The sequence below is a fragment of the Streptomyces sp. NPDC033131 genome (assembly GCF_055578365.1).
In genome coordinates, this window is sequence record NZ_JBVIPA010000026.1 from 117,855 (window position 1) to 132,999 (window position 15,145).

General features: G+C 71.9%; 16 protein-coding genes. 6 read left to right on the forward strand and 10 right to left on the reverse strand.

Annotated features, from left to right (window positions below):
• Window positions 1-190 precede the first annotated feature (190 nt).
• Window positions 191-751: a GtrA family protein gene (locus ACZ5XS_RS29160; RefSeq protein ID WP_468656228.1), complete on the reverse strand. Its 561-nt coding sequence runs from the start codon at window positions 749-751 to the stop codon at window positions 191-193.
• 13 nt (window positions 752-764) lie between these two features.
• Window positions 765-1,436, reverse strand: coding sequence for a DUF4097 family beta strand repeat-containing protein (locus tag ACZ5XS_RS29165; RefSeq protein ID WP_468656284.1), 672 nt, complete (start codon window positions 1,434-1,436; stop codon window positions 765-767).
• 246 nt (window positions 1,437-1,682) lie between these two features.
• Here ACZ5XS_RS29165 and ACZ5XS_RS29170 point away from each other — a divergent pair, with 246 nt between their 5' ends.
• The 4 genes from ACZ5XS_RS29170 (at window position 1,683) to ACZ5XS_RS29185 (ending at window position 5,627) form a co-directional block, all read left to right on the forward strand.
• A complete protein-coding gene (locus ACZ5XS_RS29170) occupies window positions 1,683-2,438 on the forward strand; it encodes a helix-turn-helix domain-containing protein (protein WP_468656230.1) in 756 nt (251 codons plus the stop codon).
• 304 nt (window positions 2,439-2,742) lie between these two features.
• Window positions 2,743-3,957, forward strand: coding sequence for a M20 family metallopeptidase (locus ACZ5XS_RS29175; RefSeq protein WP_468656232.1), 1,215 nt, complete (start codon window positions 2,743-2,745; stop codon window positions 3,955-3,957).
• A gap of 27 nt (window positions 3,958-3,984) precedes the next feature.
• Complete coding sequence (locus ACZ5XS_RS29180; RefSeq protein ID WP_468656233.1) at window positions 3,985-5,031, forward strand: ArsR/SmtB family transcription factor; 1,047 nt, start codon at window positions 3,985-3,987, stop codon at window positions 5,029-5,031.
• A 50-nt stretch (window positions 5,032-5,081) separates the two neighbouring features.
• Window positions 5,082-5,627 (forward strand): hypothetical protein, encoded by a 546-nt coding sequence (locus ACZ5XS_RS29185; protein WP_468656234.1) that lies wholly within the window; start codon window positions 5,082-5,084, stop codon window positions 5,625-5,627.
• A 382-nt stretch (window positions 5,628-6,009) separates the two neighbouring features.
• Here ACZ5XS_RS29185 and ACZ5XS_RS29190 read toward each other — a convergent pair whose 3' ends face one another.
• Genes ACZ5XS_RS29190 through ACZ5XS_RS29210 form a run of 5 tightly spaced genes read right to left on the reverse strand, consistent with a single transcriptional unit; the run spans window position 6,010 to window position 9,839 of the window.
• Window positions 6,010-7,062 (reverse strand): NAD(P)/FAD-dependent oxidoreductase, encoded by a 1,053-nt coding sequence (locus ACZ5XS_RS29190; protein ID WP_468656236.1) that lies wholly within the window; start codon window positions 7,060-7,062, stop codon window positions 6,010-6,012.
• An 11-nt stretch (window positions 7,063-7,073) separates the two neighbouring features.
• The gene (locus tag ACZ5XS_RS29195) at window positions 7,074-7,592 is read right to left on the reverse strand and encodes an isoprenylcysteine carboxyl methyltransferase family protein (protein ID WP_468656238.1); all 519 of its coding nucleotides are present in this window, start codon (window positions 7,590-7,592) and stop codon (window positions 7,074-7,076) included.
• The gene (locus ACZ5XS_RS29200; RefSeq protein WP_468656240.1) at window positions 7,589-8,677 is read right to left on the reverse strand and encodes a type III polyketide synthase; all 1,089 of its coding nucleotides are present in this window, start codon (window positions 8,675-8,677) and stop codon (window positions 7,589-7,591) included. Before ACZ5XS_RS29200 ends, ACZ5XS_RS29195 begins: the two co-directional genes overlap by 4 nt.
• Window positions 8,674-8,994, reverse strand: a complete 321-nt coding sequence (locus ACZ5XS_RS29205; RefSeq protein WP_468656242.1) for a hypothetical protein — start codon at window positions 8,992-8,994, stop codon at window positions 8,674-8,676. The genes ACZ5XS_RS29200 and ACZ5XS_RS29205 overlap by 4 nt, the downstream gene beginning before the upstream one ends.
• Entirely contained in the window at window positions 8,994-9,839 is an 846-nt protein-coding gene (locus ACZ5XS_RS29210) for a UbiA family prenyltransferase (protein ID WP_468656244.1), read from the reverse strand. Before ACZ5XS_RS29210 ends, ACZ5XS_RS29205 begins: the two co-directional genes overlap by 1 nt.
• Window positions 9,840-10,799: 960 nt before the next feature.
• On the opposite strand from ACZ5XS_RS29210, the gene ACZ5XS_RS29215 reads away from it, so the two are divergent.
• Entirely contained in the window at window positions 10,800-11,678 is an 879-nt protein-coding gene (locus ACZ5XS_RS29215; RefSeq protein ID WP_468656246.1) for an oxygenase MpaB family protein, read from the forward strand.
• Window positions 11,679-11,951: 273 nt separating this feature from the next.
• Window positions 11,952-13,238 carry an MFS transporter gene (locus ACZ5XS_RS29220; protein ID WP_468656248.1) on the forward strand — a complete coding sequence of 429 codons (1,287 nt, stop codon included), beginning with the start codon at window positions 11,952-11,954 and terminating at the stop codon, window positions 13,236-13,238.
• Between the two features lie 137 nt (window positions 13,239-13,375).
• Here ACZ5XS_RS29220 and ACZ5XS_RS29225 read toward each other — a convergent pair whose 3' ends face one another.
• The 3 genes from ACZ5XS_RS29225 to ACZ5XS_RS29235 form a co-directional block, all read right to left on the reverse strand.
• Window positions 13,376-13,855, reverse strand: a complete 480-nt coding sequence (locus ACZ5XS_RS29225) for an HIT family protein (protein ID WP_468656250.1) — start codon at window positions 13,853-13,855, stop codon at window positions 13,376-13,378.
• Window positions 13,856-14,008: 153 nt separating this feature from the next.
• Complete coding sequence (locus ACZ5XS_RS29230) at window positions 14,009-14,377, reverse strand: amphi-Trp domain-containing protein (RefSeq protein ID WP_468656252.1); 369 nt, start codon at window positions 14,375-14,377, stop codon at window positions 14,009-14,011.
• Window positions 14,378-14,437: 60 nt separating this feature from the next.
• Window positions 14,438-14,872, reverse strand: coding sequence for a DUF7144 family membrane protein (locus tag ACZ5XS_RS29235; protein ID WP_468656254.1), 435 nt, complete (start codon window positions 14,870-14,872; stop codon window positions 14,438-14,440).
• Window positions 14,873-15,145: the final 273 nt, after the last annotated feature.

Here is a 15,145-nt window from a genome sequence, read left to right on the forward strand (position 1 = left end):
CCAGGAGGCCATGGTCCGGTTGCCGAATGTGGACGCGGTGCAGGTGCCCACGTTCATCGCGACGGGACTGGTCTTCACCGTCTCCGCGCCGCTGGAACTGCCTGAACGGCGGGCCGACACGGTCCGGGGCGGCTGGATCCTCCAGCCGTCGCCCCATCCGACGGGAGTGTGTGGCCGGCGGGATCGGGGCTCACGCCGCGAGCTGTTGTGGCCGTGACCCGTTCGGCCAACTCGTGCACGGCGCTTGCCGCACTGCCGTCGGGGCGGGTACGGCCACCGTCCCCTGCTGCTTCGGCGACCGGGCGTTGTGACCATGGCGGCCGGCGAAGACGTACAGGCGCAGGATGACGAAGCGGCCTGCGCCGGCGAGTCCGGAGGCGCTGAGGTAGACGATCTGCTCGGTCAGCATGCCGGGGGAGGGCTGCACCGTGTGCAGGATGTAGGCGGCGATGCTGGTCGCCAGGTAGGCGGCGGTTGCCGAGCCCGCGGACTGCCAGTGCTCTCGCCATCCGGCGCTGCGTCCTTTGGCGAAGGTGAAGCGGGCGTGGAGTTCGGTGCACAGCAGGGTGGAGGCGACGGTGATGATCGCGTTCGAGACCGCCCAGGGCATGGTCATGGCCAACAGGGCAACCGAGAGGCTCGAGAGGGCCCCCACGCCACCTCCGAAGATCACGAAGCGTATGAAGGAGGCGATGGGGCCAGGAGCGGCCGAAGTCGCCGTCTCGGGCTTCTGTGCGAGCGGCGACTTCATGGCGGGTGCTCCCTCAGAGGCTGCGGGCGGTGATGTCGCCGTAGGCGGTGGTCGCGTGGATGTCGAGCTGGGCGGCCGCGCCCTCGGTGTTCAGAAGTGAGTTGTGGATGCGGCCGTAGGTGGTGCCGGCGTCCAGATGGGCGGAGACGCCGCGGGCGGCGCCGATGGACACCTGGCCGGACTCGGTGCGCAGTGTGACCGTGCCGCGCACGGCCTCGTGGATCTGAAGGTCGCCCTTTTGGGTGCTGATCTCGCCGGGGCCGCCCAGGCGGCCGACCGAGATGTCACCGGCGAGGAGGGTGAGGCGGGCGCTCGCGGTCTCGTCGAGCTTGACCGTGCCCTGCGCGCCCTCGAAGGCGACGTCGCCGAGCCGTCCGACGCCCCGGAAGTCGGCGCTGGCCGTCTTCGCCTCGACGCGGGAGCCGGCGGGCAACTGGATGGTCACCTCGACGGATCCGGAGGCGCCGAGGATCCGGTTCTTCGCAGGTGAGGCCTCGATCCGCAGGACGCCTTCGCCGTATTCGACCGTGGTCTGCTCGGCGGCCTTCACGTCGCGGGCCTTCGAGGCGTCCACCGGCAGAACCTCGACCGTGGTGTCGGCCCGGTCGGCGGCGATGAACCGGATGCGTCCCGCGGGGATGTCCAGGACCGCGGAGATCGGGGCGGGGGTGTCGAACTTCTGCATCATGCTCTCCTTCTTCTGTAGCGTGCACTCCGTCGGCGCGCTGTTTCCGATGAGGGAAAAGCTACGTTGCGTTTACGTAATTGGCAACGAGTTCGTTGCGCTAGTTCGCCGTAATTGCAGCTAGACGGCGGTAAATCGTTGCAATGATTGTCGGGCCAAATGCAACGACTGACTCCGGTGTGTTGCAATGAATTGCCGGTGAACGCTATGCTGGAGACGCCAACCAGCACGACACGAGGAGACGCGATGCCGGGAGGCAGGCTCACCCAGACCGAACGCCAGGAGATCGCGCTGGGGCTGGCCGACGGCCTTGCCTACGCGGAGATCGCCAGGCGTCTCGACCGTCCGACCTCGACGGTCACGCGTGAGGTGATGCGCAACGGCGGCCCCACCGCCTACCGCGCCGACCTGGCCCACCGCGCCACCGAACGCCGCGCCCACCGGCGCCGGCAGCCCGCGCACCAGGGCACGGATACACCCCCGCAGGCCCACGGACGCGACGCCGAGGCCGTGCACGAGTACGAGGAGGTGTTCACCACCGTCCTCATGGGTTCGGGCATGCCCGCGATGATGTCCCGGGTGATGGCCTGCCTCACCCTCACCGACTCCGGCAGCCTCACCGCGTCCGAACTCGTCCAGCGCCTGAAGGTCAGCCCGGCGTCCATTTCCAAAGCGATCGCGTTCCTCGAGAGCCAGGGCTTCGTCCGCCGGGAACGCGACGAACGCCGCCGCGAGCGCTATGTCGTCGACGACGACATCTGGTACCAGTCGATGATCGCCAGCGCCCGGTCCACCGCCCAGATCGTCGAGATCGCACGGCAGGGCGTCGGCGTCCTCGGCCCCGACACCCCGGCCGCGGCCCGTCTGGAGAACGTCGCCCGCTTCCTCGACTTCGTCTCCGAGAGCATCGCCCGCGCGGCGGAGCAGGCCCGCGAGATCCTCCACACGAAACCCGAGACGCCCGCAGGCCGTACTGCCACGCCACCTGCAGATCGTGCGTAGGCAGCCGCTCACGAGCGTCGGCGGCGGGACGAATACGAGGCGGGCCGGCCCGCTGTCAAGGCGAGGATGCGGTCGGTGTCCGTCGACAAGCCGTCCGGCGGCAACGCGAACTCGACGACGTACGACTCCTGCGCGTACCTGTCCTGCTCCCACCCGGTAGGCGGGAGCGTCCGGTGAGGGTTACCCGGGGAGCGGTAACCCGGCACCGTCCCGGCCGTCGGGGCCGCAGTCTGGTCGTACGCGAGGCGTCACGCGTGTCGCCTCGGTCTCGTACGACGGGAGCCCCATGTCCGCCCATTCCGCCATGCCTGCCAAGTCCGTCACGTCTGCCGCCTCGCCCCCGCTGGAGTACCTGGTCACCGAACTCACCGCGCTGCGGCCCCGGATGGAGGAGGTGAGCCTGGCCGTCCACGGGCGGCCGGAGCTGAAGTTCGCCGAGTTCCACGCCCGGGACGTGCTGACCGGCTGGCTCGCGGAGGCGGGCTTCTCGGTGACGGCCCCCGTGGGCGGGCTCCACACCGCCTTCGTGGCCGTGCACGGGAGTGGGCTGCCGGGGCCGTACGTCGCCGTCCTCGCGGAGTACGACGCGCTGCCCGGGGTCGGTCACGGCTGCGGGCACAATCTCATCGCGGCCGGCGGGGCGGCGGCCGCGATCGGTGTCGTCCGCGCCCTGCCCCGGCATCCGGGCACCATCGCCGTGATCGGCACGCCCGGAGAGGAGATGGGCGGCGCGGGCAAGGTGCGGCTGGCCGAGGCCGGGGTGTTCGACGGCGTCGACGCGGCGGTGATGTTCCACCCGGGCGACCGTTCGCTGACCGCCGCGCACGCGCTGGCGGCGGCGCATCTGCGGGTGGCGTTCACCGGTGTGAGCGCGCACGCAGCGAAGTCGCCCTGGGAGGGACGCAGCGCGCTGGCCGCCGCCCAGCTGTTCCTCAACGCACTCGACGCGATGCGGCAGTTCGTGCCGCCGAGCGCACGGATCCACGGGATCGTCTCGGACGGCGGCCAGGCCCCGAACGTCGTCCCGGCCCGCGCCGCCGTGGACCTGTACGTACGGGACCGTACAGCGGCCTCGGCCCGGGCACTGGTGGAGCGGGTGCGCGCGGCCGCGGTGGGCGCGGCGCTCGCCACCGAGACGCAGGCGGAGCTCTCCGAGACCGGTCCGCTGTATGCGGAGCGCCGCAACAACACCGTGCTCGCGGAGCGCTTCGGGGAGGCGGTGCGCGCGCTCGGCGTGGACATCGCGCCCGGCGAGCCGGACAGCCCGGCCGGCTCCTCCGACATCGGCAACCTCTCGAAGCTGCTTCCGGTCATCCACCCGTACATCCAGGTCGCCCCGGCCGGAACGCCGAGTCACTCGGAGGCGATGTGCGCGGCGGCCGCGACGCCGTTCGCCCATGACCGTACGCAGGTCGCGGCGGCGGGCCTTGCCGCGGTCGTCGCCGAACTGCTCACGGAGCCGGGTCTGTTGGAGGCGGCTCGGGCGGAGTTCGCGGCGGGAGCCGAGGTGCTGACGTGAGCGGGCCGCGGACCTACACTCCAGCTCATGTCGGTCGTGATCATCCTGGAAGGGGGCGCCCCCGACCGCTTCGCCGTCACGGTGTCGCCGCTCGCGGAACTTGCGGCGAGTCTGCACGTGCTGACCGGGCACGCGCACCACACCGAACACGCGCCCTGGGCAGAAGAGGTCACCCGTTCCGCTCCGCCCGCCTTCCGGGCCGGCCTGCGACGGTTCGCACCGCTGTGGACGGCGCTGCGGTGGCGGGGCTTCTATCCGGGGCTCGACGTCTCCCCGGACCGGTTGCCGCTCGACCGCTTCACCGAGCTCACCGCCCAGACCTGTGCCAGCGGCTACAGCGGCTTCGACTTCGGCCGCCTACGCCACGACCCGGCGCAGGCCGCCGCACTGCGCCAGGCCGCCTCCGGGCTGCCGGAGCCGCATCTCGCCCTCGCCGAGGATCTGTTGCGCGACCCCGAGGAACTGCGCGCGGACGTCCTCGACTTCATCGAGCTGTGCCGCGTGGTCTTCTTCGGTTCCCTGTGGCGGGAGATCGAGCCCACTCTCACCCGCGCCGCGCACCGCGTACGGCAGCGGCTCGCGGACGAGGGGCCCGCGGCGGCCCTGCTCTCGCTCAGCACGTCCAGCGCCCGGCTGGACGGACCCGCTCGCATCGTCTTCGACAAGGTGCACCACGCGGTGATCAGCCCGGCCCGTACGCCCGTACTGCTGATCCCCACCAGGTACGGAGCCCCGCACCTGCTCGTGAAGGACGAGCCGGGCCTGCCGCCGGTCGTGCACTTCCCGGTCGACACCCCGGAGGTGGGCGTCACCCTGGCCCGCAGCCGCATGCTCGCGCTCACCGATCCCCGCCGGGTACGGCTGTGCCGGCTGATCGCCCGGCAGGCCATGACCACCGCCGACCTCGCAAACCGGCTTCAGATGACCCGCCCTCAGGTCTCCCGTCATCTGCGCACCCTGCGCGACCTGGGACTCGTACGCGTGGAACGCAACGGCCGCTACGTCCACTACGGCCTCGACCTCGTCGCGGTCGAGCGCATCGGCCGGGACGTGGCGACAGCGCTGCAGTACTGACTGCACCGGCGCATCTCGGAAAAGCCTTCCCCCCACCTTGGAGCGCAGCCATGACCGGCTATATGACACGCCGATACCCGATCGTCCGGCATCGGGATCTGTGGCCGTCCATCCCGTGGAGCGCCCTGCGCCGACAGGCCCTGGTCGCCAAGGCGGACGAGATCCTCGTGTACCGGACCGGCCGGGACGCGTGCATGGCCGGCACGGCCGACGCCTCCCTGGCGGCGCGGGCCACCGCCCTGAGCGTCGTCGACCTGAGCCGCGACGTGCTGCTGATCTCCGCGTGGACGTTGGCGGCGCGCGACTCGGCGCTGGACTTCCCGGCCCGGGTGACCTACCGCTGCACGGTCGTCGATCCGATCGAGGTCGTCCGGGCGCGCAGCACGGACGCCGTCCGGAACACCCGCCGCTTCCTCACCCAGGACCGCGAACCGTCCGGCCTTGACCGGGCCTACGCGCCCGGCGACGAGCGGGGCCTGCACGAGGCCCTGACCGCGCTGATCACGGCGCGGCTGGCCCGAAGGACCGTCCCAGGGGTGCGTGTGCTCGCCGATGTGCAGGTGGGGCCAGCAGACCTTCACGCCATGGAAGCCTGACGCCCGCTGTGGACGGGGCACCCGTACGCAACGACGGCCCGGGTTGTGATCACCGGATCCGGCCGACCCAGGGCCGGGAGTCTCCCTCATGCCCGGTTGACCGCATACCCCGGATACGTCACCACGGGGCTGTCCTCCGGCTCGAGAAATATGTCGACAATCCCCGGCAGCTGATCGTCGGTCGGCGTGCCACGCCTGCGCCCCCGCGTCGCGCCCACCGGGCCGCGTACGTCGCGTGGCGTGGCGCCGAGACGTCCATCGCGGACAGCCCCGCCCGGTCGAAGGACTCGGCGAACACAGCCGCGCCGCGCAGCCGGTGTGCGGCGTAACGGCCGCGGGGGCGTTCTGCCCGGCGCGGTTCCGGTGACCTGGCCGATCCGCGCTATCGGCTCGGCCCGCTCGCCTGATGCTGCCGGGCCGGGCGGGCCAGCGCGTCGACGGTCGCGGCGAACAGCCATGGCAGCCGCTGTGCCAGAGGCACCAGCGCCGCGCGGGCCGGGGGCATCCGTGTCGCGCCGAGCAGCGCATGGGTCAGCCAGCGGTAACGCCGTGTGAGCCGGCGCCACTCCCGCTCGTAGCCCGCCACGTCACCGCTGATGACGGCCCGGACGGCCGCCGATGCCTGCGCGAGCGCCAGCGCGACGCCCTCACCGGTCAGCGCATCGACGTAGCCTGCGGCGTCGCCGACGAGCAGCACCCGGCCGGCGGTGCGCGCGCTCGTGTCCTGGCGGAGCGGGCCCGCCCCACGCACCGGCCCGGCGTGCAAGGCCCCGGCCAGCCGCTCCCGCAGCTCGGGGAAGGCGGCGAGGTGGTCGTCGTACGATCCGCGGGCACCGGTGAGCACCGCGACCCCCACGAGGTCGCCGGCCACCGGGGTCACGTAGGCCTCCGCGTGTGGGGCCCAGTGCACCTCGACGTGGTCGCTCCACGGGGCGAGCTCGTAGTGGCGCCGCAGCCCGTGTCGCGGGCGGGCCCGGCGCGGCCGGTCGAGCCCCAGGGCCCGGCGGATCGGCGAGTGCAGGCCGTCGGCCGCGACGAGGTGCCCGGCCCGCGTGCCGTCGACCGACACACCGTCCTCGTCCTGCTCGACACATCGCGCGGTGCGCTGCTCGACCCGTACGCCCGCCGCGAGCACCGTCTCACGCAGCGCCGCGTGCAGCGTCGTACGACGTACCCCGCGGCCCGGGCCCGCTGCGAAGTCGGCGTCGACCCGGCGTGGTCCGGCGACGTAGCGGATGCCGCGCAGGTCGTGCCCCGGCGGGTGCACGCCGAGCGCCCCCAAGGCGGTGACGGCACCGGGCATCAGTCCCTCGCCGCACGCCTTGTCGACAGTGCCGGCGCGTTTCTCCCACACCGCGACGTCGAGCCCCGCCCGGGCCGCGTGCAGGGCCGTGGCCAGGCCTGCCGGCCCCCCGCCGACGACGAGCAGGTCCATGTGCGCCTCCTTCAGGCCAGTTGTGCCAGGGCGGCGTCTTCGGTGCGGATGCGGGTGGCGAGCAGGAACCCGTTCAGCGTGGTGAAGACGACGGCCGTGATCCACGCCGAGTGCACCAGGGGGAGCGCGATCCCCTCCACGACCACGGCGACGTAGTTGGGGTGCGGGATCCAGCGGTAGGGGCCGCCCGTCACACGTGCGGCGCCCGGCACGACGATCACCCGGGTGTTCCACTGCCGTCCCAGGGTGGCGATGCACCACCACCGCAACGCCTGCGAGGCCGCGACGAGGGCGAGCATGGACCAGGCGAGTACCGCCGGCGTGTCCGGTCGGCCCATCCACACCTCCACGAGCGCGCCGACGAGCAGGCCCGTGTGCAGCACCACCATGAACGGGTAGTGCCCCCGCCCGCACTCCACGCCGCCCCGCGCGAGGCTGAGGGCGGCGTTGCGCTGGGAGACGACCAGCTCGGCGACCCGCTCCAGGCCGACGGCCACAACCAGGACCGTGAACAGGACCTCGCTGCTCATCGCTCACCTCCCGGAGCGCGCAGGAGCACGAACTCGGAACAGAAACCAGGGCCCATGGCGACCATGAGCCCGTAGGAGCCGGGCGGGGGAGGCCGGTCGGCGAGGGTGTCCGCCAGGACGTGCAGCACCGAGGAGGAGGACAGGTTGCCGATCCGGCGCAGCGAGTCCCAGGTCATGCCCAGGGCTGCCCGCTCGACGCCCAGGGCGTCCTGCAGCGCTTCGAGAACCCGGGGGCCGCCGGGGTGCGCGACGTACCAGCCGAGGTCGTCATGGGTCAGCCCGTGGTCGGCGAGGAAGCCGCGGACATCGTCGCCGACATGACGGCGCACCAGGTCGGGGACCGAGGGGTCGAGCACGATCTTCAGCCCGCCTGAGCCCACGTCCCAGCCCATCATGCGCTCCGAGTCGGGGTACAGGCGGCTCCGCGACGCGAGGACTTCGGGACGAGCCGGGTCGGCGGACTGCGCGAGCGCGTGCTCGGTCCCGACGGCGACCACCGCCGCGGCGCCGTCCCCGAACAGGCCGCTGGCCACGAGATTGGCGACCGAGGTGTCGTCGCGCTGCAGCGTGAGCGAGCACAGCTCGACCGACATCAGCACCGCGACCCCGTCCGGGCGGCCGCGCAGCAGGTCGTGCAGGCGAGCGATACCGGCCACCCCCGCCACGCAGCCGAGGCCGACCAGGGGCAGGCGCACCACGTCGGGCCGCAGCCCGATCTCCGCCGCGACGCGGGCCTCCAGCGAGGGGACGGCCAGGCCGGTCACCGTGCACGACACGATGTAGTCGACGTCGGCCGGTGTCAGGCCGACGCTCTTGAGCGCGTCGACGACCGCGCGAGCGCCGAGCTCGACGCCTGCCCGGATGAAGACGTCGTTCGACTGGCCGAAGCTCTCGAGCCGGGCGTACTCGTCCAGCGGGAGGACGGTATGCCGGGTCTCGACGCACACGTTGCCATGGAACCGTTCCACGAGGCCGCGCCTGGCAGGGTCCTCGACCAGCATGGCGGTGAGGGACTTGGTGATGTCCTCCTGCCGGTGGCGGTGCTCGGGCAGGGCGCCGCGAACGCTGAGGACGCGCATGGTCATGCTGGCTCCTGTGGTCGGCTGGTCGTGCGGGTGGGCGCTGCGAGCGCCCCGGCGAGGCCGCGCGCGACGGCCGGGGCGGGTCGCCCCCGGACGAGTCGAAGCCCGGCGAAGTCGTCGAGGACACGCTGGCCGGCGGCCGAGACGCGCAGCCCGGCCCCGAGGAGCCGTGTGCGGGCGAGGCGGCCCGCCACGGCTGGGGCAGCGAAGTCCGCCCGGCCCAGGAGGGCGACGCGCAGGCCCTCATCGGCGTACGACCGGCTCGGAGTGGCGGCGGCGCCGACCACCGGGCGGTCGCTGTGGCTGAAAGAGGGCGCCATCAACCGGCCGCCGCGAGCAGTACGACGACGTCGAGCAGGGCGATGGCCACCGCGGCCCGGAAGGGAGTACGACCGCGGGTGACCAGCGTGAGCAGCGCGAGGACGGTCACCAGCGTGAGGACCGCCCACGCCCACGCCGGGGGCGTTCCCGTGGGGCCGAGCACAGCGAGCAGCGAGGCGGCGGGCAGCAGCACGGCGGCAAGGAGGCGCGAGCGACGTTCGCCGATCCGGTGCGGGAAGCCGCGGACGCCGGTCCGTTCGTCGTCGTCGAGGTCGGGCAGCGTGTTGAGCAGATGCGCCCCCACACCGAGCGTGGCACCGGCGCCGGTCATCCACAGCGGCGCCCACCCCTGGCTGGGGTCGGCGAGGCTGACGACCGAGGGCAGTGCCCCGAAGGCGCAGGCGTAGGGCGCCCAGGACCAGGCGGTCGCCTTGAGGCCGAGGTTGTAGGCGTGGCCCGCGCCCGTGGCGAGGGTGGCGTTGACCAGCGCGCTGCGCCAGCCCGCCAGCGCGGACAGCACGAGGCAGGCGAGCGCGGCCACGACCAGAGCCGTCATCACCCGGTCGGCGGGGAGGGCTCCGGTGGCCAGTGGCTTGTCGGTGCGGCCGACGGCGCGGTCCCGACGGAGGTCCAGCAGGTCGTTGCCCCAGCCGATCGTGAGCTGGCCGGTGAACACCGCCGCGGTGACGGCGACGGCGTCGAGCGGATGCAGGTCGGCGCGCAGTGCGAGCAGGCCGGCGACGACGGTGACCGCAAGGGCGGGCCCGCCGTGGGCGGCGGCGAGCAGTGCGGGCATGCGCAGTGGTCCGGGGCGCGCCGGGACCGCGCGGGTGGTCACGGGCATAGACGCTCCTCGACCGGGCTGGGAAGGGTCGTGGCGCCGAGCAGGCTGAGCACGCCGGTCACGTCGGGCACGCCGGGCACCGTGTTGCTCGGATCCGTCACGGGGAGTCGGGAGTCCGTTGTGTCGAGCCGCGCGGTGTCGACTTGCCGAAGGCGCACAGACCAGGCAGCCGACGGCGGCGCGGACCACGACCGATGTGGGGGACCGGCAGCAGGCCGAGCGTCGTGGCGGGTGAGCCGTACCGGAACAGGGCAGGTGCCGGCGGCGTCCGGGCCGACGAGGGCGGGCTTCAGGCGGGTGAAGGGCGAGTGGGTGCGGGAGGCGTGGTCGTGCTGGTGGGTGAGGCGCCCGGCAGGCGATTCGTGCCGGCCGCACCGCGAGTCGGGCGCCCCCGGCGGGCCAGAACGTGTCGACCGGGCAGCGGTCGTCCTGCTTCGGTGGGCAGGCGCCGGGCCAGGCCGTGGGGGACAGCCGCGGGACATCGGTCTCACGGACGGTTCGGAGCACCCCGCCGGTGCCGGCAGCGGTGCCGCCGGTGTCCCGTGGCAGGACGCGGCGCCGAGTCCGACCGACCGCCGGCCGGCGCCACGGCTTCGGCGGCCGCCGGGCAGCCGCCGGGCCAGTTCGGGGAGGTCGTGCGTGCCCTCGGCATGCGGGCGTCGTACAACACCGGAGCCGATGCATCCTGTTGCACGTGTGACCATGAGGGGCATAAAGGATCGCTGCCACGATGCCCGCCCACTCACACGAGGCACTCCGGCATTTGGTGGACGTCCGGATGCCCACGGCATCGCAGCCCTCTCGCTGCCGTGCGTCTGCCGCGGTTCCGGGCAGCATCCACCGCGGTTCGACGTACGCGCTGTCGCGGCCAGGAAGGTCATGACAGTCAGTATCGGGGGCGAGGCGTCGACACTGCCGCCATGTGTTCCGTCGCGGTCGGCGGCGCCGCAGAATGGAAGCATGGACAGGGACGTCCTCACGGTTTCCGGCGTGCGGGACAGACTGGGCAAGGCGCTCTTCAGCCGCGTCGCGGGGCCGGACGGCCCCGCGAACCGGGCTCGCATCCACAACACGCCGGGGCCGCGGTGGTTCGGCGCGGACCGGCCCATCCGCGTCGTGCACGGCGACGCCTCGATGTTCATCGGCGGACTGCGTGCCCTGCTGCTGCAATCCCTGCACCCGCTGGCCATGGCCGCCGTGGCCGCTCATTCCGGGTACCGCGGCGACCCCTGGGGACGGTTGCAGCGCACCAGTACGTTCCTCGCCGTGACGACCTTCGGAACCGCCGACGACGCCCGCAGCGCCGTCGAACGGGTCCGCGCGATCCATGAGCAGGTCAAAGGCATGACAGCGGAGGGCGAGCATTACCATGCGTCCGATCCCCACTTGCTCGAGTGGGTGCACATCACCGAGACGGACAGCTTCCTCCGCGCCCACGAACGCTTCGGGGCGCGGCCCCTCGCGTCCACCGACTACGACGCCTACGTGGCGGACACGGCGAAGGTGGCGACGGCCCTCGGGGTGCCGGACCCGCCGCGGACGCGGTCGGACCTCGAAGCACGCCTGGCCGCGTACCGTCCGGAACTCCGCGCCACGCCGCAGTGCAGGGCGACCGCGCGTTTCCTGCTGGTACACCCACCACTGCCGCTTGCCGCCCGGCCCGCCTACGCCCTGCTAGCCGCCAACGCCGTGACGTCCCTCCCGGAGTGGGCCCGCGGACTGCTGGGACTTCCCCGCGTCCCCGTGCTCGACGACCTCGCGATACCGCTCACCGGCCATGTCCTGACCAGGGCGATCAGATGGAGCATGAATCCCCCGCCCTCGGCCGACGTCCGGTGAGACTCGCCGGCCGCACGCCGTCAAGGGGCGCCGCGCCCCTGTGACGGCGGCCCGACCCTCGCGCCGTACGTCGCCGTGGACGGATCCGAGGACACACCGGTGCGGCACAACCAGGCACCTTGGCCTCTGCATCCGCGACCGCAGCGTTCCCTCCGCCGGCCAGCTGAGTTGAAATGACCTCTGGCCTTGGGAAATTCAGGTGACGTGTAAGGACTTCTCTCCTTACCATCGGGCGTCGCGCATCCTCCCCTCGCGTCCCTGATCGGCCACCGCATGAAATCCCTCGTTCCCGGCGTGCTGCGTGATGAGCCGCAGTTCGCCCGCCTGTTCCTAGGGCAGTCCCTGTCCGTGCTGGGGGACCGTGTCTCATTCGTGGCCGTGCCCTTCGCGGTGCTCTCGGTGGGCGGGACCGCCTCCGACGTCGGGCTCGTGGCCGCCGCGGGGCTGTTGCCCATGCTGATGTTCACCCTGGTGGGCGGGGTGTGGGCGGACCGCTTCCGGCGGCATCGCATCATGCTGATCTCCGACGTGGTGCGGTTCGCGGTCCAGGCACTCATGGCCGGGCTGCTGCTGACCGGTGCTGCCGAGGTTCCGCACCTTGTCCTGCTGATGATCGTGTTCGGCACGGCGGACGCGTTCTTCATGCCTGCTGCCACAGGACTGATGCCGCTGGTGGTCGCACCCGATCGGCTGCGGGAGGCGAATGCTCTGCGCGGATTCGTCCTGTCGTCCGGGCTGGTGCTCGGCCCGGCCCTGGCCGGTGGGCTCGTCGCCTTGGCCGGCCCGGGCGGCGCCCTGGCTCTGGACGCACTGACCTTCGCGGTCAGCGCCGCTTTCCTGGCCCGGCTGAGACCTCGCGAGCCGGCACCCGGGGCAGTCAAGGCCAGTTCCGGGGGGACGTTCCTCGGAGAGCTGCGCGCCGGCTGGGTGCAGGTGCGCAGCCGGACGTGGGTGTGGTCGGCCATGGCCGCCATGGCGGTTTACCACGTCGTCGTGCTGCCGTCGGTGTACGTGCTGGGACCCGTCCTTGCCCAAGAGGAGTGGGGCGGTGCCTCAAGCTGGTCGGTGGTGGTCGCGGCCTTCGGCATCGGCTCCCTCGTCGGAGACGTCTGCGCCTACCGGCTCAAGATCGCACGCCCCATGGCTCTGGCCGCTGCGGCGCTCGCTGTGGCTTCCTGCCAGGCGGTCATCATCGGATCCGGCGGTTCACTCGCCCTGATCGCGGCCCTCGAAGGGGTCACCGGCATCGCCGTCTCCCTCTTCTTCGTCCTGTGGGAGACCGCGCTCCAGACGCACGTGCCCCAAGCAGCCCTGTCCCGCGTGAGTTCGTACGACTACCTGCTGTCGGCAGGACTCATGCCGCTGGGCCTGGCACTCGCCGGCCCGGTGTCCGAGTCACTCGGCGTGCGGCCCACTCTGTACGCCATGACCATGGTCGCGGTACCGACCGCCCTGGCGCTGCTGTGCGTCCCGGCCGTCAGACGCCTTCCGGCGCACGCCTCGGGCGCCGCGATCGGCACGAGTAGTGTCCACCCCGTCCCGGCGGCCACTCCTCCCTGAGGCGGGGCAGGCCGACACACCTGCCTGCCCCGCCGCCCCCGCCGTCTCCGACATCGTTCCGCTGGGCCGGTTCCCCGACCTCCACCGACGGCCACTGACAACAGGGCCCCTGACCTGTCGGTCGGCGAGGCACGCCGTCAGCTCGTCGAGCGCAACCGGTCCAGTTCACCGCCGATCACATCCCGCAACACATCGTGCTGCGGGCCGAGCCTGAACCGCTCGTCACTCCACCGCTCACGCGGATACAGCCACACCGGTCTGCCCACCAGTTCGGCCGGCTCCCACTCGAACCGCGGCCAGACATGGGCATGCAAGAACGGATCCGCGTTGCCCAGGATCTCCAGGTTGACGCGGCGGAAACCGGGGTCCAACTGCCGGCACGCACGTTCAACCGCTTCTCCGAGTCGGTCCATGTCGGACAGAAACGACAGCCGCCTGGGTCTGGGCAGGTCGGAAAGCCGTTGCACATGCAGTTCATCCACGAGAAGCACCGAATAGCCCGGCAGGAACTGAACGTCGCCGATCACCGCAAACGCCGACTCAAGCCGCCGCAGCACGGTCGGATTCCCGCCCCGCAGAGCAGACCCGATCCGGTCGGCCCGCCAGTCATCAGTCACGGCCCGAGCCTGCCCACAGGTGATCGAGACCAGACCTGCTCTCCGCTCACCGGTACGAGGCCTGTCAGCCAACCCACCGGCCGCCGCCCGGCACTGGAAGGCGGTCGCGCACCGAGCCGGGCCCGGTGATCAGACCGAGGTCCCTGCCACGACTCAGCGCGTTTTCGTCGCGGACCTCTTGGCGCTTTTGCTCCTGTTGGTCTCCGTGCTGCGGCCCCCTGGCTTGGCGGGCGTGCTCTTTCGCGTTGTGGCTTCCTGCGTGCCCGCGTCCGACCGGGAGGGGGCCGTCCGGGACGGTGCGGTCGCCCACTTGAACTCGATCTCCAGTTGGGTTTCCCCATTGCCGATCTCGATCTCCATCTCGCTACGAAGGTTGTCGGGGACGCGCAGGCTCAACGTTCCCGCGCTGAGCTCCAGTTCGGCCTCCTCGCCTTCCCTCAGCGCGTCTGCGAGTGCCGTGAGCTGCTCGGCCGCCTCAAGGCGTGACAGCGAGCGCTTCTGCTCGAACTTGAGGTCTTTCATGGGTGTCTCCGATCCGGAGACGGCCTTGTCTCGGGCCGCGACCCGGGGCCATCCCCTGCTTCATCGCTCTGACGGACTGGGAGCGGTGCACAGTGCCCAGATCACGAAGCCGTTGATCGCGATCAGGACGATGGCCCAGAACGGGGCGTAGGGGATCCAGAGGAAGTTCGCGAGCATGGCGAGGCAGGCCAGTGCCACGCCGACGACCCTGGCCCAGGTGGCGCCCTTGAACAGGGCTGCGCCGGCGAGAGTGATGACCACGCCCATGATCAGGTGGATCCAGCCCCACCCGGTGAGATCGAACTCGAACACGTAGTTGCGGGTGGCGACGAACACGTCGTCATCGGCGATGGCGGCGATGCCCGCGAAGAGCGTCATCAGGCCACCGAAGATCATCAGCACGCCTGCGAAGACCAGCCAGCCGCTGCCGCTGCCGCTCCTGGCTGAACGCCGCACCGCGGAACCGGAGCGAGCCCCACTCGCGTGACTGGTCATCGTCGGCTCCCTTGTGTCGTACGGCCCCGCACAACCGCGCGTTCGCGTTCGGCCGGTCGGGCTACTTCCAATCTCGTCCCGGTGGCTGCGCCGCGCACCTCGGGGCGCCTGACCGGCAGCTCCCGATGAAGTGATGCCGAGCCATCTACGCAGGCCAGGGCCTTGCCGACGGGTTGCGAGGAAGGAGGCGCAGGAACCTGTACACCCGGTCGTCGTTCAGGTCCTTCCGCTTCTACCGCGGTACGGCCGCCACCATGACCGGCGACCTGGCCG

Excerpts from the sequence above, each read along its gene's own strand:
- ACZ5XS_RS29160 (WP_468656228.1), bottom strand. The coding sequence starts at position 751 with ATGAAGTCGCCGCTCGCACAGAAGCCCGAGACGGCGACTTCGGCCGCT.
- ACZ5XS_RS29165 (WP_468656284.1), bottom strand. The coding sequence starts at position 1,436 with ATGCAGAAGTTCGACACCCCCGCCCCGATCTCCGCGGTCCTGGACATC.
- ACZ5XS_RS29170 (WP_468656230.1), top strand. The coding sequence starts at position 1,683 with ATGCCGGGAGGCAGGCTCACCCAGACCGAACGCCAGGAGATCGCGCTG.
- ACZ5XS_RS29175 (WP_468656232.1), top strand. The coding sequence starts at position 2,743 with ATGCCTGCCAAGTCCGTCACGTCTGCCGCCTCGCCCCCGCTGGAGTAC.
- ACZ5XS_RS29180 (WP_468656233.1), top strand. The coding sequence starts at position 3,985 with ATGTCGGTCGTGATCATCCTGGAAGGGGGCGCCCCCGACCGCTTCGCC.
- ACZ5XS_RS29185 (WP_468656234.1), top strand. The coding sequence starts at position 5,082 with ATGACCGGCTATATGACACGCCGATACCCGATCGTCCGGCATCGGGAT.
- ACZ5XS_RS29190 (WP_468656236.1), bottom strand. The coding sequence starts at position 7,062 with ATGGACCTGCTCGTCGTCGGCGGGGGGCCGGCAGGCCTGGCCACGGCC.
- ACZ5XS_RS29195 (WP_468656238.1), bottom strand. The coding sequence starts at position 7,592 with ATGAGCAGCGAGGTCCTGTTCACGGTCCTGGTTGTGGCCGTCGGCCTG.
- ACZ5XS_RS29200 (WP_468656240.1), bottom strand. The coding sequence starts at position 8,677 with ATGACCATGCGCGTCCTCAGCGTTCGCGGCGCCCTGCCCGAGCACCGC.
- ACZ5XS_RS29205 (WP_468656242.1), bottom strand. The coding sequence starts at position 8,994 with ATGGCGCCCTCTTTCAGCCACAGCGACCGCCCGGTGGTCGGCGCCGCC.
- ACZ5XS_RS29210 (WP_468656244.1), bottom strand. The coding sequence starts at position 9,839 with ATGCCCGTGACCACCCGCGCGGTCCCGGCGCGCCCCGGACCACTGCGC.
- ACZ5XS_RS29215 (WP_468656246.1), top strand. The coding sequence starts at position 10,800 with ATGGACAGGGACGTCCTCACGGTTTCCGGCGTGCGGGACAGACTGGGC.
- ACZ5XS_RS29220 (WP_468656248.1), top strand. The coding sequence starts at position 11,952 with ATGAAATCCCTCGTTCCCGGCGTGCTGCGTGATGAGCCGCAGTTCGCC.
- ACZ5XS_RS29230 (WP_468656252.1), bottom strand. The coding sequence starts at position 14,377 with ATGAAAGACCTCAAGTTCGAGCAGAAGCGCTCGCTGTCACGCCTTGAG.
- ACZ5XS_RS29235 (WP_468656254.1), bottom strand. The coding sequence starts at position 14,872 with ATGACCAGTCACGCGAGTGGGGCTCGCTCCGGTTCCGCGGTGCGGCGT.